Annotated in this window: 23 protein-coding genes and 1 tRNA gene; 9 read left to right on the forward strand and 15 right to left on the reverse strand. The window is 57.9% G+C overall.

Translation table 11 applies throughout. The features are described 5' to 3' along the window. Positions 1-220 precede the first annotated feature (220 nt). The 14 genes from KBY08_RS08760 to sctW form a co-directional block, all read right to left on the reverse strand. On the reverse strand, positions 221-1,081 hold the full coding sequence (locus tag KBY08_RS08760) for an HNH endonuclease (RefSeq protein ID WP_004406544.1): 861 nt from the start codon (positions 1,079-1,081) through the stop codon (positions 221-223). After that, complete coding sequence (locus KBY08_RS08765; protein ID WP_024659973.1) at positions 1,078-2,781, reverse strand: AAA family ATPase; 1,704 nt, start codon at positions 2,779-2,781, stop codon at positions 1,078-1,080. Before KBY08_RS08765 ends, KBY08_RS08760 begins: the two co-directional genes overlap by 4 nt. A 531-nt stretch (positions 2,782-3,312) precedes the next feature. Next, positions 3,313-4,392 carry a type III secretion system export apparatus subunit SctU gene (gene sctU / locus KBY08_RS08770; RefSeq protein ID WP_024651706.1) on the reverse strand — a complete coding sequence of 360 codons (1,080 nt, stop codon included), beginning with the start codon at positions 4,390-4,392 and terminating at the stop codon, positions 3,313-3,315. Continuing rightward, positions 4,389-5,183 carry a type III secretion system export apparatus subunit SctT gene (sctT, locus tag KBY08_RS08775; RefSeq protein WP_003339813.1) on the reverse strand — a complete coding sequence of 265 codons (795 nt, stop codon included), beginning with the start codon at positions 5,181-5,183 and terminating at the stop codon, positions 4,389-4,391. The genes sctU and sctT overlap by 4 nt, the downstream gene beginning before the upstream one ends. Further along, a complete protein-coding gene (sctS, locus tag KBY08_RS08780; protein WP_004406535.1) occupies positions 5,184-5,450 on the reverse strand; it encodes a type III secretion system export apparatus subunit SctS in 267 nt (88 codons plus the stop codon). 7 nt (positions 5,451-5,457) lie between these two features. Beyond that, positions 5,458-6,111: a type III secretion system export apparatus subunit SctR gene (sctR, locus tag KBY08_RS08785; RefSeq protein WP_004406534.1), complete on the reverse strand. Its 654-nt coding sequence runs from the start codon at positions 6,109-6,111 to the stop codon at positions 5,458-5,460. Then, entirely contained in the window at positions 6,108-6,506 is a 399-nt protein-coding gene (locus tag KBY08_RS08790) for a FliM/FliN family flagellar motor switch protein (protein ID WP_129450199.1), read from the reverse strand. The genes sctR and KBY08_RS08790 overlap by 4 nt, the downstream gene beginning before the upstream one ends. After that, on the reverse strand, positions 6,496-7,212 hold the full coding sequence (locus tag KBY08_RS08795; RefSeq protein WP_024659972.1) for a hypothetical protein: 717 nt from the start codon (positions 7,210-7,212) through the stop codon (positions 6,496-6,498). Before KBY08_RS08795 ends, KBY08_RS08790 begins: the two co-directional genes overlap by 11 nt. Further along, positions 7,209-7,781 (reverse strand): type III secretion system protein HrpP, encoded by a 573-nt coding sequence (gene hrpP / locus KBY08_RS08800; RefSeq protein ID WP_011266889.1) that lies wholly within the window; start codon positions 7,779-7,781, stop codon positions 7,209-7,211. The genes KBY08_RS08795 and hrpP overlap by 4 nt, the downstream gene beginning before the upstream one ends. 6 nt (positions 7,782-7,787) lie before the next feature. Then, positions 7,788-8,234, reverse strand: coding sequence for a hypothetical protein (locus tag KBY08_RS08805; protein WP_004405163.1), 447 nt, complete (start codon positions 8,232-8,234; stop codon positions 7,788-7,790). Between the two features lie 2 nt (positions 8,235-8,236). Further along, a complete protein-coding gene (gene hrcN / locus KBY08_RS08810; RefSeq protein WP_011266891.1) occupies positions 8,237-9,586 on the reverse strand; it encodes a type III secretion system ATPase HrcN in 1,350 nt (449 codons plus the stop codon). Further along, the gene (gene sctD / locus KBY08_RS08815; protein ID WP_024643012.1) at positions 9,583-10,557 is read right to left on the reverse strand and encodes a type III secretion system inner membrane ring subunit SctD; all 975 of its coding nucleotides are present in this window, start codon (positions 10,555-10,557) and stop codon (positions 9,583-9,585) included. Before sctD ends, hrcN begins: the two co-directional genes overlap by 4 nt. Positions 10,558-10,590: 33 nt before the next feature. After that, the gene (gene sctV / locus KBY08_RS08820; protein ID WP_024643013.1) at positions 10,591-12,678 is read right to left on the reverse strand and encodes a type III secretion system export apparatus subunit SctV; all 2,088 of its coding nucleotides are present in this window, start codon (positions 12,676-12,678) and stop codon (positions 10,591-10,593) included. After that, positions 12,678-13,784, reverse strand: coding sequence for a type III secretion system gatekeeper subunit SctW (gene sctW / locus KBY08_RS08825; protein WP_004406523.1), 1,107 nt, complete (start codon positions 13,782-13,784; stop codon positions 12,678-12,680). Before sctW ends, sctV begins: the two co-directional genes overlap by 1 nt. A 39-nt stretch (positions 13,785-13,823) precedes the next feature. Here sctW and KBY08_RS08830 point away from each other — a divergent pair, with 39 nt between their 5' ends. The 5 genes from KBY08_RS08830 to KBY08_RS08850 all read left to right on the forward strand — a co-directional run bounded on the left by KBY08_RS08830 (position 13,824) and on the right by KBY08_RS08850 (position 18,652). Beyond that, positions 13,824-14,051 carry a hypothetical protein gene (locus tag KBY08_RS08830; protein ID WP_141251160.1) on the forward strand — a complete coding sequence of 76 codons (228 nt, stop codon included), beginning with the start codon at positions 13,824-13,826 and terminating at the stop codon, positions 14,049-14,051. After that, complete coding sequence (hrpL, locus tag KBY08_RS08835) at positions 14,026-14,580, forward strand: RNA polymerase sigma factor HrpL (protein ID WP_004406521.1); 555 nt, start codon at positions 14,026-14,028, stop codon at positions 14,578-14,580. Before KBY08_RS08830 ends, hrpL begins: the two co-directional genes overlap by 26 nt. A 76-nt stretch (positions 14,581-14,656) precedes the next feature. Beyond that, entirely contained in the window at positions 14,657-16,963 is a 2,307-nt protein-coding gene (locus KBY08_RS08840; RefSeq protein ID WP_225651118.1) for a type III effector HrpK domain-containing protein, read from the forward strand. Positions 16,964-17,109: 146 nt separating this feature from the next. Beyond that, complete coding sequence (locus KBY08_RS08845; RefSeq protein ID WP_032656364.1) at positions 17,110-17,490, forward strand: type III secretion system chaperone; 381 nt, start codon at positions 17,110-17,112, stop codon at positions 17,488-17,490. A 13-nt stretch (positions 17,491-17,503) separates the two neighbouring features. Further along, entirely contained in the window at positions 17,504-18,652 is a 1,149-nt protein-coding gene (locus tag KBY08_RS08850) for a T3SS effector HopA1 family protein (RefSeq protein ID WP_032656368.1), read from the forward strand. A 264-nt stretch (positions 18,653-18,916) separates the two neighbouring features. Here the strand turns inward: KBY08_RS08850 and KBY08_RS08855 are convergent. Further along, positions 18,917-19,001, reverse strand: a tRNA-Leu gene (locus KBY08_RS08855). Positions 19,002-19,118: 117 nt separating this feature from the next. Here KBY08_RS08855 and queA point away from each other — a divergent pair. The 4 genes from queA to secD all read left to right on the forward strand — a co-directional run bounded on the left by queA (position 19,119) and on the right by secD (position 23,634). Continuing rightward, positions 19,119-20,183 carry a tRNA preQ1(34) S-adenosylmethionine ribosyltransferase-isomerase QueA gene (queA, locus tag KBY08_RS08860; RefSeq protein WP_024638516.1) on the forward strand — a complete coding sequence of 355 codons (1,065 nt, stop codon included), beginning with the start codon at positions 19,119-19,121 and terminating at the stop codon, positions 20,181-20,183. A gap of 14 nt (positions 20,184-20,197) precedes the next feature. Next, the gene (gene tgt, locus KBY08_RS08865; protein ID WP_172980091.1) at positions 20,198-21,313 is read left to right on the forward strand and encodes a tRNA guanosine(34) transglycosylase Tgt; all 1,116 of its coding nucleotides are present in this window, start codon (positions 20,198-20,200) and stop codon (positions 21,311-21,313) included. A 53-nt stretch (positions 21,314-21,366) separates the two neighbouring features. Further along, positions 21,367-21,702, forward strand: coding sequence for a preprotein translocase subunit YajC (gene yajC, locus KBY08_RS08870; RefSeq protein ID WP_002552468.1), 336 nt, complete (start codon positions 21,367-21,369; stop codon positions 21,700-21,702). A 63-nt stretch (positions 21,703-21,765) separates the two neighbouring features. Then, entirely contained in the window at positions 21,766-23,634 is a 1,869-nt protein-coding gene (gene secD, locus KBY08_RS08875; RefSeq protein ID WP_004406506.1) for a protein translocase subunit SecD, read from the forward strand. The last annotated feature ends 6 nt before the right edge of the window (positions 23,635-23,640 follow it).

The following is a 23,640-nucleotide window of genomic DNA, read 5'->3' on the forward strand; positions in this document are numbered from 1 at the left end:
ATGAACCCCTCGACGTAGTTCGAGACCTGATTTCAGATTCATATCCGCTTTAACGAACAGTATTTGATTGACCTGAAAGATGAGTGATCAACTCCCTACCGTACTAACATCCACAACATACGTGGGCTATCTTTTCGGGCTGACGGTAAGCCCGTCAGCCATTGCATGATCTAATCTATTGCGCAAATGCCATGACGGGCTCCCAGTAGGTGAATGGGGTCTAGATAAGCCGATGCGCTCCATTGGACCTCAGCGGTTTGCTCACAACGTGCCGTTGGAGTTCCCGCACAGCATCCTGGTTTTTAAGAACACCTTGATAGAAGGCCGTCGCCCAATTATTAGGGTATGGATCGCATTCTCGCTCGCTGAGCCTGGACTCAAATATAGATTTTATATCGCAGGGCTTGCTCTGGGCAATCCTAATCCAATGGCGGTATTGTTCATCGCAGTAGTCCACGATTCGCTGCTTGATATGCAGGTTTTTTAAGTGAGAACTTATTCTCTTCTCATCAACATCTGTAATGCTTTCTGGAATACTGAAGGCCGGTGAGAAAACAAGCTTTCCCTTCACGATCGTTACCTCAATCTTAAACCTCAGTGTCGACAACGCAGGGCTATAGATAGGATGAAGAAAGAACGACTGATTTTCATTTTCACAAAAATATTTCACCCCTTTTATTGGGGCGCAGTCACGACATTGAGGCACCAGATTATCAGAAAAAATCGAATATTCCGGCCAACGCTCTTTCGGTAAGAAATGGTCGAGCGTTTCCGGCGCTCGAGGAAATCCACAATAGGGGCACTCATCCAGCGTATGATCATGACGGCGAGCCTCTAACAGTGTTTTTAACGCCGCTGGAGGGCGCTCATAAAAGTCTATCAGTACGTGGCCAGAAAGTGAGATCCCGCTTTTTCGTGGCTCTGTTTGATAGTCCTCAATAAAACCGTCAAACTCTTCATAGCGCTCGCGAACGGCATACTTAATAAATCCAAGTATGGCAGTGTTTTTTTTAGCTGAGCCAATAGCCAATTCAAACCAAGAGCAACCCGGTCCAGTGCGAAGGTATGAGAGGTCCTTCATTTCGGCCTCCGCTCAATATCCGGCTCCACATCATTCTCACCCGCGATAAGTTTACCGCTCAGATACGCCAGTGCCTCGTCTCCTACCTTGGGACCGAGCTTCTCAAGGGCCTCCTCGGGACTCGCGCAATCGGCGACAGCTTCGTCAATTGAGTCTTCGTAGGGCTTGCGCGTCTGATAGTCATCAAACGCCAGTCCCATGATGACTTCCACGGTCTGACCAAATGTTTCAAAATTGGGTCTCGAAACATCTGTCCTATCCTCCACCTTTCGCAGCACCGAAATCGCAGACCGCTCCACCTCTCGCGCTAATATCGTCGAATGCGTAGCAATGATCGCGTTGGATTTTGTCGCGGCAAGCAACTGCTTCAGCATATCCAAAAGCCCGACCTCCATTGACGGGTGGAGATACAGTTCTGGCTCGTCAAGGATGAGCAGGCTCTCCTCGTCCACTTCGGCGACTAAGTTCGGCAGCAGGTAGGAATAGATGGTCTGCCCGGAACTCAGAGGAACCGTTCTACCTCCTTTTAGGAATTCGATACCCGCCGCGTAATTAAAATCCTTGCGCGTAGCGAGACTCAGCCGTACCGCTTCCGTGGTGCGGCTAAGCACTATCGACGAATCATCTGAATTGAAAACTTGAACTGCATCAAAATCAATGGAGTGGGACAACGTATCAAACAGCAGCTCGAAACGGCTACCGCCAGTCCATTCGTTATCTGCATCATATTGAACAATACGATGGAGTGCTCGAGCGCTACTTTCTTTAGGCCACGTCAGGGAAAACTTACCCTCAGGGTCACGGAAACCAATGTAGACATATTCATTGACCAGTCGCCTGCGTCGTTCTTGCTCATCTTTAGCTGTCAGATCACTTTCGTGACTGTCGTCAGTCTGGGCCATGGCTTGGTTTGGCAAGGCATTTGACAGCTCAACCTCGGTTTTGAACGACTCAAAGGGTGAATAGGCTGCCACAATGACTTTATGGAAGAAGGGCCAGCTCTCAGCATGTTTTTCCACTCCCGTAACCAAATCTATCAAGTGGCGGAGGACGTGGCTTTTTCCGACACCGTTCCGGCCAATGAGTAAGTTGATATTGGTACGACCTAACTGCCTGGCGTTGTCAAAATTAAATTCGACAGCGTCAAAGTTATCCGGAAGTCCCTCCAGCTTGAACGAGAACTGTTCCTGCGCTTCATAGCTGCCTAGCGCTATCTGATAGCCTTTTTTTAAGATGGCCTTAGCAAGGCGATCTCTGAACAGGGACAGCTCGAAACCCTCCCAGTTTGAAAAATCTCCGTACGCATGCAGATTATAACTCCCGTCACAAATCTGACGCAGGTAGTCTTCTGCCCTCTGGGGAATGAGAGCGTGGATCCTACGATAATAATCAATGTCGGATGATAGCGAGACCACCTTTTTATGATCCAACAGTTTCGTAATTCGAACGCTTTCTCCGACTTTATCATGGGATGTTAAAAAATAAATTGAAGAGTCATCATAACCATTCACAAGTAACTTGGTGCGCCCCAAGGACTCGCGCCTGCCATGCTCTACATGATAGACCTGAAAGGTGACGATATAACCAAAGTCATCCCAGGCCTTGGAATAATAGGTGCCAATGTGATCTTGCAGTAGATGGATGCCATCAATGTTGTCAATGTTAAGTGCGGTTGAAAAGTAAAACTCTATCCCTGGCATGCATAAGTCCTTTTAAAAATTTTCCCAACTACTTTAAAACAGCCTACGCTTGGCAATGTTCCACTGCAAGCCCTTTGCAATGCATCAAGCGGGTGCCACATCGCCGACTATACTGACCTCTCAGCACAGCGCGCAATGGTATTCAAACAACCCCTTTACTATCCGCCAATCGTCCAGCCCAATTAGAACGACGCTTTATCATCCAGGTTGAGTCTCTGTGCAAGCGTCAACTGACCCACCGCCGACACCTGGTATGGATAGCCACTGTCAATCATTCAAGGCGCTTTCATGGCATACACAGCTCCCGAGGGGCTTAGTCCTAATACAACGATTTACCGATACATGGACCTGGCCACACTTCTCCTTGATTCGTCAGCGACTCCTGTTCTTCGCGGAGGTCAGTCATGAAGGCCTCCTCGAGGGGATGCTCATGGATCTGGATAGTTTAATGGACAGTGGCATGGCAGAGATGCTCGAACATGCCGTAAACAAGTACAGCTGCATTTTGGTTCGTCAGTGGACAATACGCCATCACAGCTCGACTTCAACCTGAATCACCTCATCGGTGACTTCGTCCAGTTGCCGAACCACTTTGTAGATGTGACCGACAGCTTGCAGGGTGGGCCGGGGGATATATTTTCCGACCTTGGCGCGGTACAGCGTCCTGGTCAGCCAGATGCTCTGCACCACCGGGATGCCGGCTTTTTTGGCGCGGGCAATCAATGCCAGGGCTTCCTCGTCTTCACCTTTGCAATGAATCAGCGGCAGAGGCGTTTCGCCTGGTCGGTAATACAGGGCCACCGCGTAGTGCGTCGGGTTGACCAGCAGCATGTCGGCGTCTTCCACCGGCTTGGGCGCAGCACTGGGCTCCTGATTGAGGATCTCCTGGGCAAGTTGCCGACGATGGCCTTTGACGTGGGGGTCGCCTTCCGATTGCTTGTACTCTTTCTTGATGTCCTCGTGGCTCATGCGCAGTTTTTTCGCATGGAAGTATTTCTGCATGGCGAAGTCGATCATCGCGATCGCCAGCAGCAGCCCCAATATCACTCGCAAAATATGCCTGAACAGCTCGACCAGGGCATGCCAGTAGGTCGTCAGATCGCTGTTGGCCAGCAACACCAGGGTGCCCAGCACAGGTTTGACTTGCACATACAGCGTCGCGCCGATGGCAATGGCCTTGAGCACACTGAGCAGCAGGTTGAGCAGGTTTTGCCCGGAAAACATCTGTTTGGCGTGGGAGAACGGGTTGATCTTGTTGGGATCGATTTTCAGCGCCTTGGGCGCGAACAGAAAACCGATCTGCATCCAGCTGCTGATCAAACGCATGAGCATCGCTATACCGACGCTGCACAAGGTAAAGCTGAGCAGTACCGAGAGTCCTTCGCTGGCGATCAGCTCGACCGACGCGGCAAAGCTGCGGTCGATGCCTTGAAAGGACAGCGACAACAGCGCCTCCAGTCGGTTGACGCTTTCATCAGCCAGGGCCAGGGTAATTTCACTGACGGCCATCAACACCAGCAGTTTGCCGAGGTCCTGACTTTGCCCGACCTGACCCTTTTCCCGCGCGTCACGCAGTTGCTTGGGCGTGGCCTTTTCGGTTTTTTCGCTCACGGCACTTGCACCAGAAGCGTCAGTAGCGACTTCAGATCAACCAGCTTCAACAATTGACCGGTGCCCAGTTCCAGCAGCGTCGGCAGATAGATCAGCAGAAAAGCGAGGCCGGCCATACTCTTGGCCGGCATGGCGAGGATCGAAACGTTCAGCTGTTGCGCATACAGACCAATGATCGCGAACGCCGCTTCGATCAACAGCAGCAGCGCAATGAAGGGCGCCGCGTACAGCAGCATGTGCTGCATCGTCTGGTTCAACTGCTCCAGAAAGACATCCAGGCCGCCAGCGTTCATGCCCGGCATCCAGGCCGTTGGAGGCCAGACGCTGTAGCTGTCCCAGATGATCTGAGTCATCAGCGAAAGCCCCCCGGTGAGGATTACCAGCATGATCAGGGTTTCTTGAAACAATTCGCCCAGTGGCGTGGCGTCAGGGCCCAGCGCCGGGTTCAACTGGCCGCCGCTGAGCGCACCGCGCTGGCTGTCGAGCAGCGCGCCCACCGAGGCGAACATCCAGAATGGCGCATACAGCAATAGCCCCAGTAGCGTGCCGAGTACCGCTTCCTTGATCAGCAGGCCGCCGATTGCGAACCAGTTGTCGTCGAGGGACTCCAGAGCCTTGCTGATGGCCGGTGCCGGGATCATCGCCATCACCGCCACGACGGCATAACGCAACGGGCCTTTCAGGTATTTGAAGCAAAAGGCTGGCACCAGCAGCATGCAGGGCATCAGCCGCGCCATTGCCAGTCCCATGCCCAGCATGAATTGAAAGGCGCTGTGCGCGTCGAAGGGCATTTAGTGACTGACCCCGGAGCGGGCAATCAGGTCGAAGGCCATATTGATGAACTCGATCAGCTCGACGCCGATCCAGCGGCCGGTCATGGCCAGGGTCAGTCCGACGGCGCCCAGTTTGATGCCGAAGGGCAATGTCTGATCCTGAATCTGCATGAGTGCCTGCAGCAGCGAGGTGACCACACCCACCAGCACCGCAACGGCCAGCGGCGGGGCGGTCAGGATGACGACCAGAAACATGCCTTGCTTGAACAACGCCAACGCTTCCATGACCGCCTCACATGTAGGAATAGAACAGGCTGTCGAGCAGACGCGACCAGCCCGATACGAGCACGAACAGCAGCAGTTTGAGCGGCAGCGACAGTGTCATCGGCGAGACCATCTGCATGCCCAGTGCCAGCAACAGGTTGGAGACAATCAGGTCAATGACGATGAAGGGGATATAGATCAGAAAACCGATCTCGAAACCGGCCTGCAATTCCGACAGCACAAAGGCCGGGATCGCCAGCAGAAGATCGTCTTTGCTGGCCTGATCGGCCATTTCCTTGGGCCACATGCGCTGGGTATTTTCCAGCAGGTGGGCCACGACGTCCGGATCGGTGTTGCGTGTCATGAAGCGTTGCAGCGGCTCGATGACGACTTTGAGGCTGCTCTGCAGTTTGTCGGCGTTGCTCAGTTCCAGCGGGTGTTCATGGACCCGCTGCTGTATGTCATGCGCCACCGGAGCCATGACGAACATCGTCGCGGCCAGGGCGATGCCATACAACGCCATGTTCGGCGGTACTTGCTGAACGCCGATCGCATTGCGGGTGATCAGCAGCGTCATGGCGATCTTCAGAAAGGCGGTACAGACGATCAACAGGAACGGGATCAGCGACAGCGAGCCGAGAAACAGCGCCAGCATGATCGGGTTGATGCCCTCCATGATCATGAGCGCGCCACCAGCCGGGTAATCTGCAAACCGAGGCGGCCTTCGACGTCGACCAGTTCGCCTTCGGCAACCACCTGCTCGCCATGGCACAGCGTGGCGTGGCCTGGCGCGATGCCGCTGACTTCGAGAATGGTTCCGGCGTCCAGTCGGCGCAGTTCGGCAAGGGTTAATCTGAGCTCGCCGCAGCGCAAGGTCAGGTCCAGCTCCAGTGAGTCGAGCATCGGCGACTCATGGGGGGCTCCGGACTGCTCTTCATGCTCCGGTTCGTCCGCATACCCGAATGCCTGCTCGGCGTGTTCGTCGTCATGCGGTTGCTGATCAGCCTGTTCAGGCACCGGTTCTTCATAGTCGTCGAGCATCTCGACGTCGTCCTGATACAGGTCTTCAGTACTCATGGTGACTGTGCTCCTCATGACTGAGCTGCAGAAAAAGATGCTGTGCCTGTTGGTCGGTGCAGGCCGCCCATTGACGGCCAGCGAGTGTCACGGTCCCTTGTCCGGCGCTGTCGAACCGGCAGCGGGCAGGCAGCACGACGTCACCGGGGCGTAGCGCGGCGATTTGTTCCAGGGTCAGTGACAGTTCGCCTACGATCAGCGGTGTCGCCACCGACCAGGATTGGTCCACGTCACGCTTCAAGACTTGCCAGTCAGCCGAACCCAGAAGCCTGAGCAGGGTGGCGGGTGCGGCGTGCAGGTAGGCATCCAGTCGTTCGCTGCCCAGCCGCACGTGAACCCGGCAGCCGATGGCCGGCTCGGTCGGGGCGTCGGAAAACGGCGCAACAGGCGCCAGCAGGTCGGCAATCACCGGGCTCAGGCGCTGGTTGAATAGCTGCCAGTACCAGGCCTGGTGCTCGCCGCCAAGCGAGAAGGGTATTTCGCCCAGCAGGCTGAGCAACGCTTCGGCATCGCTCAGCAGCAAGGGGCCGACCGCAGTATTCAACCAGACACCGTCTGCCGGTATCCGCGCGTCTTCGAGCTGCGGCAGCAGGCTCAGTTCGGCGTGTTGACCGCGGGTGCTGAAGCCCAGGCGCCGTCCGGCGCCGAGTGCGCGGGTGGCTTGGGCCAGCAGGGCGTCGACCTTGCGCAGACGCAGGGCGCTCATGCTGTGAAGTCTTCATGCATGTCCAGCTCGACATCCTGCCCGAGTGCCTGCGCCAGCGAGTCCCGGCATGCGCCGACCTGGCCCTGCAAGCGCTTGAGAACGTCACGTCGGCCAAAGCCCAGTTGAATGCTCCAGCGGTTTTCGGATTTGCTGGCGTTGACCCGCACGCTCCCCAGATTGGGCATGAGCAGGCTGAAGGCCAGCGGACCGTCCGGCTGATCGGGCAAACGCTGCGCCAGCTCGTCGATCAACTGCGTCGGTACGTTTTCGGATTGTGCAGAGAAGGCCACACCGCTGCCTCCGAAGCCCTGCTGATCCGGCTCTTCACCTACCTGCGGTATCAGCAGTTGCGAGAAGAACATGCCGTCGGCGCTCATCGGGCTGTCGGTGACTGAACGGTTCAGCGCGAAACGAACCTTCTGTACATCGCCGCGAGGCGCCCCGGCAAAGGCTGGCGGCTGGTCATCGGACCTGTCGGGTTGACGCAGCGAAGGCAGGGCGCGTGAGGTGGCCGGCGGGGCACTCGGCACGGGTGGCGCTTTGGCAGGGGTTTTGATCGGTGCGGTCATCGTCACTTAACCTTCTTCGTTGAGCGTCTCCTCCATGCAGGCGAGTTTCTCGACCGCGCGCTGGGACGCCTTGGCTTGCAGCCGTTTCTGTTCAAGCAACGCCTGTTGTTCAGCTACTCGCATTTGCTGTTGCTCCACGTCCTGGCGGATGTAAGCCAGGCGGTCGAGCATGGTTCTTTCCTTTTCGTGCCAGCCGTCGACATCAGTCAGGCTGAGCGTCTTTTGCAAATGCGCATGGGACAGACTCTCGCGGCGGCGCTTATGGTTGTCGCGTTCCTGATTCAGCGACGCCCTGGTCTCTGCTAAGTGGTCGAGCATCGATTTCAGTTCCAACTGCGCCTGGCGATGGGCGCGCTCGGCACTGGCCTGACGATGTTGGCGCAGTGGCGTGAGCAGCCCGATCACCTGCTGCAGAGCGACCTGTTGCGGGTCGTCTTCCAGTGGTTCGTCCATGGCTACTCCGGCAGTTGAGAGGTGAGTTGCAGCAGCCTGTCGAGGGTTTCCTGCAACGGCACGGGCTCACGCAGGTCCTGGCGCAGGAACGCGTTTATAGCCTCGTTCAGTTGCACGGCACAGTCGGTGACCGGGTCGGCCCCGGCCTGGTATTCGCCCAGGCGCAGGAGCATTTCCACTTGTTTATAGGCGGCCAGCAACTGACGCAGGCGATTGTTCGCCCGTTGATGTTCGCGACCGGTGACGTTGCTCAGGATCCGGCTGATGCTGGCCGACACATCGATCGCCGGGTAGTGCCCGCGTTCAGCCAGTTTGCGCGACAGTACGATGTGCCCGTCGAGCAACGAGCGCACTTCGTCGGCGACCGGATCGTTCATCGAGTCCTGTTCGATCAGTACCGTGTAAAGCGCGGTGATCGAACCGTTTTCGCTCATCCCGGCGCGTTCCACCAGGCGTGGCAGCAGGGTGTACACCGAGGGCGGCAGACCGCCGCGCCCCAACGGCTCGCCCGAGGCAATGCCGATTTCCCGTTGCGCGCGGGCGAAGCGGGTCAGCGAGTCGAGCAGCAACAACACTTTCTGGCCGCGGGCGCGAAAGGCTTCGGCAATGGCGGTCGCGGTGAACGCAGCGCGGGCGCGCTCCATGCTGGAACGATCGGATGTCGCACAGACCAGCACCGAGCGGCGGCGCAGGGTTTCATCCAGTTCATGGTCGAGAAACTCGCGCAGCTCGCGGCCCCGTTCGCCGATCAGGCCGAAAACGATGACGTCACAATCCATGTTGCGCGCCAGTTCGGCCATCAGCGTGGTCTTGCCGCAGCCCGCACCGGCGAACAGCCCGACACGCTGGCCCTCGCCGAGCAGAATCGCACTGTCGATGGCGCGTATCCCGGTGGGTAACGCCCGGGTGATACGCGGTCGCTGGGTCGGCGGCAGGGCGTCGGCGATCACCGGCAGCGTCGTGCGGCGATCCTCGGGACCCGCGAAAGCGCCGAGGCAATCGCCCATCAGCGGGCGCCCGAAACCGTCCAGTACACAGCCGAGCAGGCTGTCATCGACACCGATCCGGTGTGCCACGCCCAGCGGGCGGATCGGCGCGCCGACCTGAATACCGTCGGGTGGCCCCAAGGCACTGAGCAGCGTGCATTCTTGGGTGAAGCCGACGATTTCGGCCAGCAGCAACGAGCCGTCGGCTTTGCTCACTTCACAGAGATCGCCGACCTTGGCCGACGGAATCTTGCACTCCAGCAGAATCCCGCGCACGGCGCTGACCCGGCCAATGACGCGCACCGCGCAGTACTCGCTCAAACGCCTGGCGTGGGCGTCTTTCCACAGGTTCAGTGCTGCATTCACCAGTTCACCTCGATATGGCGATTACCGTCGAATTGCAGACGCTGATTGTCGATACGGGTGAGGCGCAGGCCATCCACTTCATCGCCTACGTACACACGTCGACCGTCGGCAGTCACCAGGTGCGCATGCGGCCCGGTCATGATCTGAACCACCACAAAGGGCAGGGTGTTGCGATTGCTGCCCACGTTGTCCAGAACGGTGACCGGCGAGTCGTACAGGGCCTTGAAGCGCTGAAGCATGCGCTGGTAGACCAGCAGCGATTCTTCTTTCAGATCGCCGTTGAGAATCAGCCCGTCGGGCGTCTCTTCCACGCTGACGTCGGTCAGCAGGCGGTCGCTGAGCATGGTGCTCAACTGGTGGCGGACGGCATCTGCGCTGCTCAGGCGTATGCGGTTGTCGGTCACAGGGTTTGCCGCCCTGGCTGGCGCCTTGGGTGTATCGGGCGAGGCCTCTGTCGTGGCGGCCGCCAGGTGTGCCGGGCTCTGATCCATCGCAATAGCGGGCGGGCGGGTCAGGCTCCAGGCGCTGCCGATGACGCCCACCAGCAGCCCGGCGATGATGCCCGTGGTGCGGTTGAGAAACTGCGAGCGGGACTTGACCTTCTCCAGCGGCACGTCGTTGCGTGCCGGCCCGGACTCGGCCTCAGGCTGTTCGGGAATCACGGCGGGCACCGAGGGCCACTCATCGCCCGCAGGCGAAACGCACAGCCACACCGAACCCAGCATGAAGGCGTTATTGAGCGTCAGGTCGATGCTCGGCCGGGCGTTGCCCTGTTCGTCGCAGACCGAGCCTTGTTCAGCGTTCAGTGTCCAGTTGTCGTCGACACGTTGCAGGCGGCAATGCAGGCTTTCCACGCCCGCATCGTCCAGCGCCAGATCGTGTTGCCCGGCAGAGCCAATCGACCATTGCTCACCGATCAGCGGTAATGCCGCGCCTTGGTGCTGGCCGTTCAGTACGCGTAATTCAAACATCTGAAAGTCTCCGTGCATTCAGGCCTTACAGGCTCAGGCAGCGTGCTCGTTGTCCAGCGCCTCGAGATCGTCTTCAAGGTCGAATCGACCCATGACCTTGACCTTGGCCGCGTTGCTGATTTCCGCGAAAGATAGTACGGGTACATGGTAGAACTCCTCCCTCAACAAGGTACGCAGAGGGCTGCGCAGATCCTGTGCCACCAGCAGAACCGCCTGTTCGGGAGCTCGTACCGGGAAGGCAATGTGCAGCTGTTGCACGAGCATCTGGCTGATCTCGTTGCTCAGCGCGAAGAATGTTTCGGTTTGCGTCTGGCGCAGGCCATCACGCAACAACCCCTCGCTTTCCGGCGTCAGCAGCCACACTTGCAGGCCTTCGGCACCGCAGTACTGGTGGTAGATCTGCGACTTGAGCGCAATGCGCACATAGTCGGTCAGCACATTGGTATCGCGTTCATGCTGACAGTGCTCGATCAGGGTTTCGGCAATGACCCGGATCGCCCGCAGCGGCACACACTCCGAGGCCAGGCGTTGCAGGACAGCCGAGAAGCGCGTCAGGGTGAGGACCCGTTGCATTTCCTGAGCGAGTTCCGGTTGCTCGGACTCCAGCCAGCTGAGGATGGCTTTGGTTTCCTGCAAGCCGATGAACTGCGGTGCGCAGGACTGCAATGCGCGCTCCATGCGTTCGATGATCAGGGTTGTGGAGCTGACCGGGTTCAATTCGCCGGACTGCTCGGCAGGCAGCCAGACCCATTGATCTTCCTGGCGGTCGGTATTGCCCGGGATGGCTGCCGGAAGGTTTTCACCTTCCAGCTGGCGCGCTTCCACGGCGACATGGCTCTGCGTAAAGGTGGCCTTGAGCATCGGTACGTCATAGACGGTGAAGCGAAACTCGTCCGGGGCAATGTCATCGACGTGCTCGATGATGAACGAAGGCAGGGTCAGGCCGTACTGCACCACCAGACGGTTGCGGCGCTTGCGTATTTCGCTGACCAGCGCTTCGATCTGCGCGCTGTCCTGACCGGGGTGGAATTGCAGCACAAACTGGCGGCTGGGCGAAAAGGTACGCAGGTCTTCCTTGCCGTTCATTTCTGGCGCCACAGTGGCTGTACGTTGCTCATCGGCCTTGGGTTTTGCCCGCTGCAACTGCAGCAGTCCACCGGCACCGCAGATGATCGCGATGGTGATGAAAACACCGGTCGGCATTCCCGGCAGGGCAGCGAAGCCAAGCATGGCCACCGAGGCGATGATCCAGGCCTTGGGCTGACTGGTGATCTGTTCGGCGATCTCGCGGCCGATGTTGGCTTCCACACCCGCCTCGGTGTTGGGCACGCGGGTGATGATCATGCCGCTGGTCACGGAGATCAGCAGCGCCGGAATCTGCGCGATCAGGCCGTCACCGATGGTCAGCACGGTATACAGCTGCAAGGCGTCGCCCGCCGCCATATTGTGTTGCAGCACGCCGATGGAAATGCCGCCGATCATGTTGATGGCAACAATGATCAGGCTGGCGATCGCATCGCCGTTGACGAACTTCATGGCGCCGTCCATCGCACCGAACAACTGGCTTTCCTTGTTCAGTTCGGCGCGTCGTTTACGGGCCTCGTGGACGGTGATCAGGTTGGCGCGCAGGTCACTGTCGATGGACATCTGCTTGCCGGGCATCGCGTCCAGGGTAAAACGCGCACCGACTTCGGCGACCCGTTCCGAACCTTTGGTGATCACCAGAAAGTTGACCACCGTCAGGATCAGGAAGATCACCAGACCCACCGCCAGGTTGCCGCCCACCACGAACTGCCCGAACGCCTCGACGATGTGCCCGGCGTCCTGGTTGAGCAGAATCAGCCGCGTGGTGGAAACCGACAGGGCCAGGCGAAACATCGTGGTCAGCAGCAGCACGGCAGGGAAGGTCGAGAACGCCAGTGGCCTGGGCAGGTGCATCGCCAGCATGATCAGCAGGCAGGAAATACAGATGTTCACGGCGATCAGCACGTCGATCAAGCCGGTTGGCAGCGGCGTGATCATCATGAACACGATGGCGATCACAAAAAACGCACCGACCAGTTCCGAGCGGCGCATGGCCGACAGCGCGACCATGTTCAGAAAGTTGATGACCCGGTTCATCAGGCAAGCCCCTCGTATAGTTGCTTCTGTTCCTTCTGCGTAAGCTCGGCCATCAGCGTGAGTAGATTATTCAGCGCGGCCTGACGGCTTTTCAGGTCCCGCCAGAGCAGGATCGGCAACTGCATCAGCATCGGCCGCAGGCCATTGAGAAAGGCCAGCTGGTGTTCGAGCCTGTTGCCCCCGATGTGCTGGGTCAGTTGCAAGGTCTGATTCACATTCATGCCATTGGCCGTCAGGGTCAGCATGTGTTTGAGGAAGGCCGGCGGGTCCACCGTCAGTTTGGGATTCTTTTTGCGCATGCGCCCCAGCAGGTGTTCGCAGCCGCGCAGCAGCGTGGTGACATGGCGCGCGGTGGTCAGGCCATGCATCAGCGTGCGCAGTTGTTCATGGGAAGCCGACGGGGTAATCGCCGAAAGATCGTCGGCGATGGCGATGCGCATGTCGCGCAGGTTCAGGTCGAACTCGCCGGGTTCCTGTTGCTCGCCAATCAAGGCTTCGATCAAGCCCGTGACATTGGGTTGTCCGGAAACCGCTACGCCATACAGATTGCGTAAGGCAGTGCGGCGCTTGTTATCGATGTTCTGGCGCCCGAAGGCTCTTGCGGTATTGATTCCGGCGCGGGTACGCGGGCCGAATTGGCGGCGCAGATGTTTAAGCGTCTGGGTCAGCGCTACATATTCTGCTTCCGCCCCATCGTCTTCTGCCTGTTTACGCGCTGCCTGCAACACCACGTGAGCCTTGGCAGCGTCGCCGTCAGCGAATTCCAGAACCTGTTCCAGATCGGCGTCGTTGTCCTGCAGCAGTTTTTTGCGCAGCAGTCTGGCGGCGTTATCCAGCCCGGTGTCGCTGGCGCTCATCAGCAGCTGATAAAGCTCGCCCAGCTTGACGGCCCGCGACTGCAGCGCGTTCCTGCTCGCGATCAGTTCTCGCTCACGCAGGATCCGGCTGTGCTGCACCAGTGCTGCGGCGAAGCGCGAAACCTGCAGTGACGAGGTGCCTTTTTCATCAGGCAACCCGCCGCCGGGAATCGCTCGCACAGCCGGTGTGATGGCGCGGATTGGCGCTACCGGACGAATGGGCAATGTAGGCGGGGCGACAATTTTCATAGGACGATTCTGGGCCTGGTGTGACCGCTGAGTGGGTCGTTGGCCCGGTTCGGTTCCCTGGTGGCGAAGGCTCAGGCGTTTGTGCCAAAAGCTGCAGAGCTAAAAATCGTGTTGCGCAAAAAAATGTATTACAAAGAATTTCATATTTTAAAATATTTATATAAATCATGTGGTTATGATTATTTTTGGGCTGGCATGGTTATCGCTATAGGACTTGCACTCCATCAATTGAGGCAAGCCCATGCTCCCGAATCTTGTGATCCTTGATGCAACCGAACCACGCCAACCATCGTCGTCCGCCGGTATCCGGCAATTGACGGCCGATCAGGTCCAGATGCTCAGGGCGTTCATCCAGAAGCGGGTGAAGAACGCCGATGATGTGGATGACATCCTGCAATGCGTGTTTCTCGAGGCGTTACGCAATGAGCACAAGTTTCAGCACGCCAGCAAACCGCAAACCTGGTTATGTGGCATTGCGCTGAATCTGATCCGCAATCACTTCCGCAAAATGTATCGCCAGCCCTATCAGGAAAGCTGGGAAGACGAAGTCCATACCGATCTGGAGTGGAACGGCGATATCACCCATCAGGTAGACGGTCACCGACAGCTGGCACGCGTCATAGAGGCCATCGATTGCCTGCCGGCGAACATGCAGAAGGTTCTGGAAGTTTCGCTGGAAATGGATGGCAATTATCAGGAAACCGCCAACACGCTCGGTGTTCCGATCGGCACTGTCCGCTCCCGACTGTCCCGGGCGCGGGTGCAGCTCAAGCAACACATAGACCCGTTCGCCTGAGTGGTCATCTGTCTGGAACCAACTTGCACGCAAAACCACACAGTTGCCATCCCACACCACCACTTGGATGGCAACCATGCGTATATCCAGTTCTCCCAGTCCTGCCCTCGGCAGCATCGTGAATCAACCCACCTCTGGCGAACTGGCTGCTGAGACGCCATTGGCCAAAGCCTCGCTTACGCAGGGCAGCGCAGGTGGTGGTCAGGCTTTTGTGCAGTTCGGCCAGGCCAACGACAGCCCATCTTCCTTTTCGGGAACCGAGCAAAGCGGCTCATCGCTGATGAGTCTGCTGACTCGCAGCAGCAGTAGTGACAGCACCTCCAGCGTCGATCAGGACAGCGATCAGGTGTCACCGATGACGTCGGTCTCGTCTACCGCGAGTGCGTCACCCACGACGGCCTCCAACGCGGCGAATGCCCCGAGCGCTACCGATGCAGCGTTTCTCGATAACTCCGAATACTCTTCGCCCGAGGCGCTCAAGCGCTGGGAACCGATGGTTGCCAACCTGCCGCCCGAAGAGCGCGAGCAGGCCGCCAAAGAACTCAACCGGCCCATCGCCGCAGCCTGGATGGCCAGAGAGCATGGTCCCAACGCCGAAAAGGCGATGGCGTTCATCAATGCCAATCCCGCGTTGAAGACGGCAGTCGACGTCGGCAAGGACGGCGGTAATGCGGATGGCAAAATCACCAACAAAGACCTCAAGGCGTTCGCCAAAAACATGGAGAAGGCTGCCGACAATGCCGACAAGGACGTGGCCAAGTACATGGAAGATAACCCCGGCGCCGATCCTCAGTCCCTTGAAATGGTGCGCAGCGCAGCGGTGATGCGCGCCAATATGCCGTTGGCGACGGCTGCCGACCCTCATCATGCAGTCGGGGCGGCGGACAAGACCGATGTCGATGGCAATGTCAGCGCCGAGGGTCTGAAAGCGCTGATTAAAAGTAACCCCGGGTTGTCAGGCACGCTCAAACAGTCCTGCAACATGTGGTCGCAGGCGGGCTTCCTCAGCCAGGTGGACGAAGCCGGTCTGACCGGGCGCAAGAAGGCTGCGCATAGCCCCGACCAAGTGTTCGATGCGTCCAATATGAGCGAGTGGATCAGAAAGAGCGCCCCCAAAAATGGTGGCCAGTTCGCCAGCATGCTCAGCGACGCCGCGACGTTGAATTCGGTAGCCGGTATCGATATCAGCAAACTCAACGCGCAGGTGTTCGAGAAGCCCAAGGCTTACACCGGCGCGCAGAAAGCCGCTGTGATGATCAAGTTGCAGCAGACTCAGCAAAGCGTGATAGCCGGGCGGGATTTGCGCAATACCGAGAAGACCGAGGCGGGCCTTAACGAGCGAATCGCCCAGTTGCAAGCCGATCCCGACGTTCAGGAGTACCTCAACAAAAGCATTCCCGAACAGGAGCGCAGTCTGGTGCGCAGCGATTCAGCGCTGCAAAAGGCCGTGACTGAGCAGGCTCAAAACGTCAACAGCGGAAAGGCCTTGCAAACCGACATGGCAACCGCGGACAAGGCGGTCGACAAACACAACCCCAACCCCGATTACAGCGGCGCCATCACCGGCCTGTCGGTTCAACTGCAACTGCAAAAAGACCTGTTTCCCGATGCTCAGGTGCCCACTGCCCAGCAAGTCTTCAACAACCAGCCTGATGAACTGCAAACGAAGATCGCCGACTCCTACGTTCGCAATTTCAGCGAGGGGGGCGCTCTGAAACAACTGCTTGGCCAGAAAAAGTCTGACGCCGGTGAGTCTCTGCAAACCGCAGATAACCAGAAAGCGGCGTATGAAAGCGTGCTGCCCGCTGACTTCGTTAATGGTGAGCGTGAGAGCTACACGGCCAGCACCCTGTCCGAGCTGCAGAACTCCAAAAAAGGCCGCAAGTTGCTGGAGGGCAAGACCGATGAAGAGGGCGGCCCTTCGCTGGCCGCGCAGCTCGCCGAGCAAGGTATCGGAGGCAAGGCATTCAACTCGGTCATGGGCTTCGCGTCAGTGTCTGACAGACTCGCCAGCGGCGACAAGCTGGGCGCTGCTCAGGGCATCATCGACAGCTCCAGGTTGGGCGCGGAGGCAATCAAGGGCGGCATAGACACCGGCGCGAAAATGATGGGCCGTGAGGCGTCCGCGGGTCTTGGTCGTCTGGGCGGACAGATGATCGGCCGCGCTGTCGGTCTGGTTGCCGGTGAAGCCACAGGGCTTGCCGCAGGCGCAGCGCTGGGTGCTGCAATCCCGGTCATCGGTTGGGCCATCGACGGCGCCATGGCGTTGGGTTTTGGTATTTCGGCGATTATCGACGCAGTCAAAAAGCACAAGGCGCAGAAGGCGTTTGATCATAACGTTGACCCGGTGCTGGATCAGTTCGGGATTGACAGGGCGCATTGATGCAATGGAGCAGGGCGGCGGCCTTATCTTCCATCCTGTTCCGAGAATGCGTTGTTTTGCAGACTTCGATGATTAATACCCCGCCTGGGGAAGTGATTTATCGACCTCGTCCATTCGTACAGTGTTCAGGGCACCGAGGTGTATTAATGACTGACCGATTATACAAAACTGTTCTTGCCGACTTATCAACGTCTTTGACGATGCAACCTTTGATGTTCGACGACACAGGCGCTTGCGACGTGTTGGTCGATGAAGAGATTGCGCTGAAAGTGGTCGTGGACCCCGTATTCCAGCGTCTGTTGCTGATCGGACTGATGGACATTTCCCCCGATCTTCCCTTGCAGCGTTTGTTGAGTGGCGCACTTAACCCTCTGTTCAATGATGGCCCCGGGTTGGGGTGGCATGCAGGCAGCGAGCTGTATATCGGCTTTAAGGCAATTCCCAGAGAAAATGTGAGTGTGGTGACGCTCAAGCAGGCGATCGCTGAACTTGTAGAGTGGATAAAAACGTGGCGCGACGCGCATTGAAAGAGGATGAGTCATGAACCCGATACAAACGCGTTTCTCTAACGTCGAAGCACTTAGACATTCAGAGGTGGATGTACAGGAGCTCAAAGCACACGGTCAAATAGAAGTGGGTGGCAAATGCTACGACATTCGCGCGGCTGCCAATAACGACCTGACTGTCCAGCGTTCTGACAAACAGATGGCGATGAGCAAGTTTTTCAAAAAAGCAGGGTTAAGTGGGAGTTCCGGCAGTCAGTCCGATCAAATTGCGCAGGTACTGAATGACAAGCGCGGCTCTTCCGTTCCCCGTCTTATACGCCAGGGGCAGACCCATCTGGGCCGTATGCAATTCAACATCGAAGAGGGGCAAGGCAGTTCGGCCGCCACGTCCGTCCAGAACAGCAGGCTGCCCAATGGCCGCTTGGTAAACAGCAGTATTTTGCAATGGGCCGAAAAGGCGAAAGCCAATGGCAGCACAAGTACCAGTGCTCTTTATCAGATCTACGCAAAAGAACTCCCGCGTGTAGAACTGCTGCCACGCACTGAGCACCGGGCGTGTCTGGCGCATATGTATAAGCTGAACGGTAAGGACGGTATCAGTATTTGGCCGCAGTTTCTGGATGGCGTGCGCGGGTTGCAGCTAAAACATGACACAAAAGTGTTCATGATGAACAACCCCAAAGCAGCGGACGAGTTCTACAAGATCGAACGTTCGGGCACGCAATTTCCGGATGAGGCTGTCAAGGCGCGCCTGACGATAAATGTCAAACCTCAATTCCAGAAGGCCATGGTCGACGCAGCGGTAAGGTTGACCGCTGAGCGTCACGATATCATTACTGCCAAAGTGGCAGGTCCTGCAAAGATTGGCACGATTACAGATGCAGCGGTTTTCTATGTAAGCGGAGATTTTTCCGCTGCGCAGACACTTGTAAAAGAGCTTCAGGCACTGCTCCCTGACGATGCGTTTATCAATCATACGCCAGCTGGAATGCAATCCATGGGCAAGGGGCTGTGTTACGCCGAGCGTACACCGCAGGACAGGACAAGCCACGGAATGTCGCGCGCCAGCATAATCGAGTCGGCACTGGCAGACACCAGCAGGTCGTCACTGGAGAAGAAGCTGCGCAATGCTTTCAAGAGCGCCGGATACAATCCCGACAACCCGGCGTTCAGACTGGAATGAGTATGAATTGCTGAACATCCCAAAAGTCGCGGGCCCAGGACGACGGACCTGAGGGGCCATTCTCAGGCGTATCCGTCCCTTGCTCGAACACAGGCTTGCCGTGAATCTGTTTCATGTTTCAGGCAGCCTGCCCTGACAGAGAAAGGCGTTTTTAGAGATTGAGCCAGGCAGATTTTTTTCAGGAGATGCATGCGGTAAACGACAACAAGACACTTTCCACCAGACGAAAAAAAAGACCTTGAAATTCAAGGTCTTTTTTTAAGGTGGTGCCCCGAGGGAGAATCGAACTCCCACTTCTTTCGAAAACGGATTTTGAATCCGCCGCGTCTACCAATTCCGCCATCAGGGCTCAATGGCGGCGAAGTATAAGGATGAGTTTTCTGTTGGTCAACAGGGATTTACGCAGGTTTTTTACTAATGCCGTCAAACCGGATAAACTTCCCGGCCCTGCTAAACGAACCCGATCATGCGCGTCGCTGACTTTACCTTCGAACTCCCCGATTCCCTGATTGCTCGCCATCCACTGGCCGAGCGTCGCAGCAGTCGTCTGTTGACCCTCGATGGGCCGACGGGCGCGCTGGCACATCGTCAATTCACCGATTTGCTCGAGCATTTGCGCCCGGGCGACTTGATGGTGTTCAACAATACCCGGGTCATTCCTGCACGCCTGTTCGGGCAGAAAGCCTCCGGCGGCAAGCTGGAGATTCTGGTCGAGCGCGTGCTGGACAGCCATCGTGTGCTGGCGCATGTGCGATCGAGCAAGTCGCCCAAGCCTGGCTCGTCGATTCTGATCGATGGCGGTGGCGAGGCCGAGATGGTGGCGCGGCACGATGCACTATTCGAGCTGCGCTTTGCCGAAGAAGTGCTGCCGTTGCTCGAGCGTGTCGGCCATATGCCGTTGCCTCCTTATATAGACCGTCCGGATGAAGGGGCGGATCGCGAGCGCTATCAGACCGTTTACGCGCAGCGTGCCGGTGCGGTGGCTGCGCCGACTGCCGGCCTGCATTTCGATCAGCCGCTGCTCGAGGCGATTGCTGCCAAGGGCGTTGAAACCACGTTCGTCACTCTGCATGTCGGCGCAGGGACGTTCCAGCCGGTGCGCGTCGAGCAGATCGAAGATCATCACATGCACAGCGAATGGCTGGAAGTTGGCCAGGACGTGGTCGACGCCGTCGCCGCGTGCCGTGCACGGGGCGGGCGGGTGATTGCCGTCGGGACCACCAGCGTGCGCTCGCTGGAGAGTGCCGCGCGTGATGGCGAACTGAAGCCGTTCAGTGGCGATACCGACATCTTCATCTATCCAGGCCGGCCGTTTCACGTGGTCGATGCCCTGGTGACCAATTTCCATTTGCCTGAATCCACGCTGTTGATGCTGGTTTCGGCGTTCGCCGGTTATCCCGAGACGATGGCGGCCTACGCGGCGGCCATCGAGCACGGCTACCGCTTCTTCAGTTACGGTGATGCGATGTTCATCACCCGCAATCCCGCGCCGACGGCCCCACAGGAATCGGCACCAGAGGATCACGCATGAGTCGCACCTGTCGTATGTCTTTCGAGTTGTTGACCACCGATGGCAAGGCCCGTCGCGGTCGGCTGACCTTCCCGCGTGGTGTGGTGGAAACCCCGGCGTTCATGCCGGTGGGCACCTATGGCACGGTCAAGGGCATGCTGCCCCGTGATATAGAGGCGACCGGCGCGCAGATGATTCTGGGCAACACGTTTCACCTGTGGCTGCGTCCGGGGACCGAAGTCATCAAGGGCCACGGCGACCTGCACGATTTCATGCAGTGGAAGGGGCCGATTCTGACCGACTCCGGCGGTTTTCAGGTGTTCAGCCTGGGCGCCATGCGCAAGATCAAGGAAGAGGGCGTGACGTTTGCCTCGCCGGTCGATGGTGCCAAGGTGTTCATGGGGCCGGAAGAGTCGATGCAGGTCCAGCGTGATCTGGGTTCGGACGTGGTGATGATCTTCGACGAATGCACACCATACCCGGCCGACGAAGATGTCGCGCGTGTCTCCATGGAGCTGTCGCTGCGCTGGGCCAAGCGTTCCAAAATCGCCCACGGCGAAAACACTGCCGCGCTGTTCGGCATCGTTCAGGGGGGCATGCACGAGAACCTGCGCAAGCGCTCGCTGGAAGGCCTGGACGAAATCGGTTTCGACGGTCTGGCGATTGGCGGTCTGTCGGTAGGCGAACCCAAGCACGAGATGATCAAGGTGCTCGATTACCTGCCGGGCCTCATGCCGGCAGACAAACCTCGTTACCTGATGGGTGTAGGCAAGCCGGAAGATCTGGTCGAAGGTGTGCGCCGTGGCGTCGACATGTTCGACTGCGTGATGCCCACCCGTAACGCTCGCAACGGCCATCTGTTCACCGATACCGGTGTATTGAAAATCCGTAACGCGTTCCATCGTCACGACAATTCGCCGCTGGATCCGACCTGCGATTGCTACACCTGCCAGAACTTCTCGCGCGCTTATCTGCATCACCTGGACAAGTGCGGGGAAATGCTGGGGAGCATGCTCAATACAATCCACAATTTGCGGCACTACCAGCTGCTTATGGCTGGTTTGCGCGAGGCTATTCAACAGGGTACATTGGCCGCCTTCGTCGATGCCTTCTATGCCAAACGCGGCCTCCCAACGCCGCCTCTGGGTTGAAACAGAACGAGTTTTTCCTGCTTTTTATACTAATTATGTAACTGGAGCGACAAATGAGCTTTTTCATCTCTCCCGCTTTTGCGGATGCTGCTGCACCGGCTGCCGGTCCTGCGGGCAGTGGTTTCGAGTGGATTTTCCTGGTCGGCTTCCTGGTCATCTTCTACCTGATGATCTGGCGTCCACAGGCCAAGCGTGCCAAAGAGCAGAAAAACCTGCTGGGTAACCTGCAGAAAGGCGACGAAGTTGTCACCAGTGGCGGTATCGCGGGCAAGATCAACAAAGTGACCGATGACTTTGTGGTCATCGAAGTGTCTGACACCGTTGAGCTGAAAATCCAGAAGGGCGCCATCGCGGCCACTCTGCCTAAAGGCACCCTGAAAGCGATCTGAGCAACAACTTTTTACCCATCGACGGGGCGCGCAAGGCGCCCCGCGTTTTAAGCGGGCGGCGTGATGCTGAACAAATACCCTCTGTGGAAATACGTACTGATCCTGGCGGTGCTGGTGGTCGGTTTTATTTATTCCGCACCCAATCTCTACCCTGATGATTCTGCCATCCAGATCAGCGGCGCAAGCACTGCGCTGCAAGTCAATCAGGCGGACGTGGATCGTGCAGCCAAGGCGCTTGCCGATGCCGGTATCTCGGTCAAGGCTTCTTCTCTGGCCGAGAATGGCAAGGGCGGTTTGTTGCGTCTGAGCAAGCAGGAAGACCAGTTGCCAGCCAAGGATGTCGTGCGCAAGGCGTTGGGTGACGACTATGTCGTTGCACTGAACCTGGCGCGTACCACGCCGACCTGGTTGCGTAACCTGGGTGCAAGCCCGATGAAGCTCGGTCTCGACCTGTCCGGCGGTGTGCACTTCCTGCTGGAAGTCGACATGGACAAGGCGATCGATGCACGTCTGAAAGTCTACGAAGGCGAAGTCAAATCCCTGTTGCGCAAGGAGAAGGTGCGTTATCGCAGCCTGCCGCAGCTGGGCAATGTGATTCAGCTGGGCTTCACCGACGATGCAGAGCGTGAGCAGGCGCGTGCACTGGTACGCAAGACCTTTACCGATTTCGAAATCACGCCTGCCGAGCTGAACGGTATCCCGGTGCTGCGCATGGCGTTGACGCCGGCCAAGCTGGCCGAGATTCGTGAATACTCGATCAAGCAGAACCTGACCACCGTCCGTAACCGGGTCAACGAGCTGGGTGTTGCCGAGCCGCTGGTTCAGCGTCAGGGCGCCAACCGCATCGTGGTCGAGTTGCCGGGTGTGCAGGACACGGCCGAAGCCAAGCGTATTCTGGGCAAGACCGCCAACCTCGAATTCCGTCTGGGCGCAGGCCCGGATGATTCGAAAGGCACCACCGAGATGTTCGAATTCCGCGAAGGCGGTCGTCCGGCAGCGGCGGTGGAGCGTGGTCTGATCATTACCGGTGATCAGGTGACTGACGCCAAGGCCAGCTTCGACGAGCATGGTCGTCCACAGGTGAACATCAACCTCGATGGTCATGGTGGCGAACTGATGAGCCGTGCAACTCGCAGCAATGTGGGACGCAGCATGGCGGTGATCTTCATCGAACAGCGTCCGACCACCACCTACACCAAGCAGATGGTCGACGGTGTCGAGAAAGACGTGCCGGTGCAGACCTTCAAGGAAGACAAGAAAATCATCAGCCTGGCGACCATTCAGTCGCCACTGGGCAGTCAGTTCCGGATTACCGGTCTGAACGGTCAGGGTGAATCTTCCGAGCTGGCGCTGCTGTTGCGTGCCGGTGGTCTGGCGGCACCGATGTACTTCGCCGAAGAGCGCACCATTGGTCCTAGCCTGGGTGCCGACAACATCACCAAGGGTATCGACGCTTCCCTGTGGGGCATGCTGTTCGTCTCGATCTTCATCATGGCGATCTACCGTTTCTTCGGTCTGATCGCGACTGTCGCGCTGGCCCTGAACATGGTCATGCTGCTGGCCTTGATGTCCTTGCTGGGGGCAACGCTGACCCTGCCGGGTATCGCCGGTATCGTGTTGACCATGGGTATGGCGGTGGATGCCAACGTGCTGATCTTCTCGCGGATTCGTGAAGAGATCGCCAACGGCATGACGGTCCAGCGTGCTATCAACGAAGGTTTCGATCGTGCCTACACGGCGATCCTCGACGCCAACCTGACGACGCTGCTGGTCGGCGGCATTCTCTTTGCGATGGGCACCGGCCCGGTCAAAGGGTTTGCGGTGACCATGTCGCTCGGGATCTTTACCTCGATGTTCACGGCCATCATGGTGACCCGCGCTATGGTCAACCTGATCTACGGCGGTCGTGACTTCAAGAAGTTGTGGATTTAAGGGGCT

It is taken from the genome of Pseudomonas sp. P135 (assembly GCF_020312125.1).
In the GTDB taxonomy this organism is placed as follows: domain Bacteria; phylum Pseudomonadota; class Gammaproteobacteria; order Pseudomonadales; family Pseudomonadaceae; genus Aquipseudomonas; species Aquipseudomonas fragariae.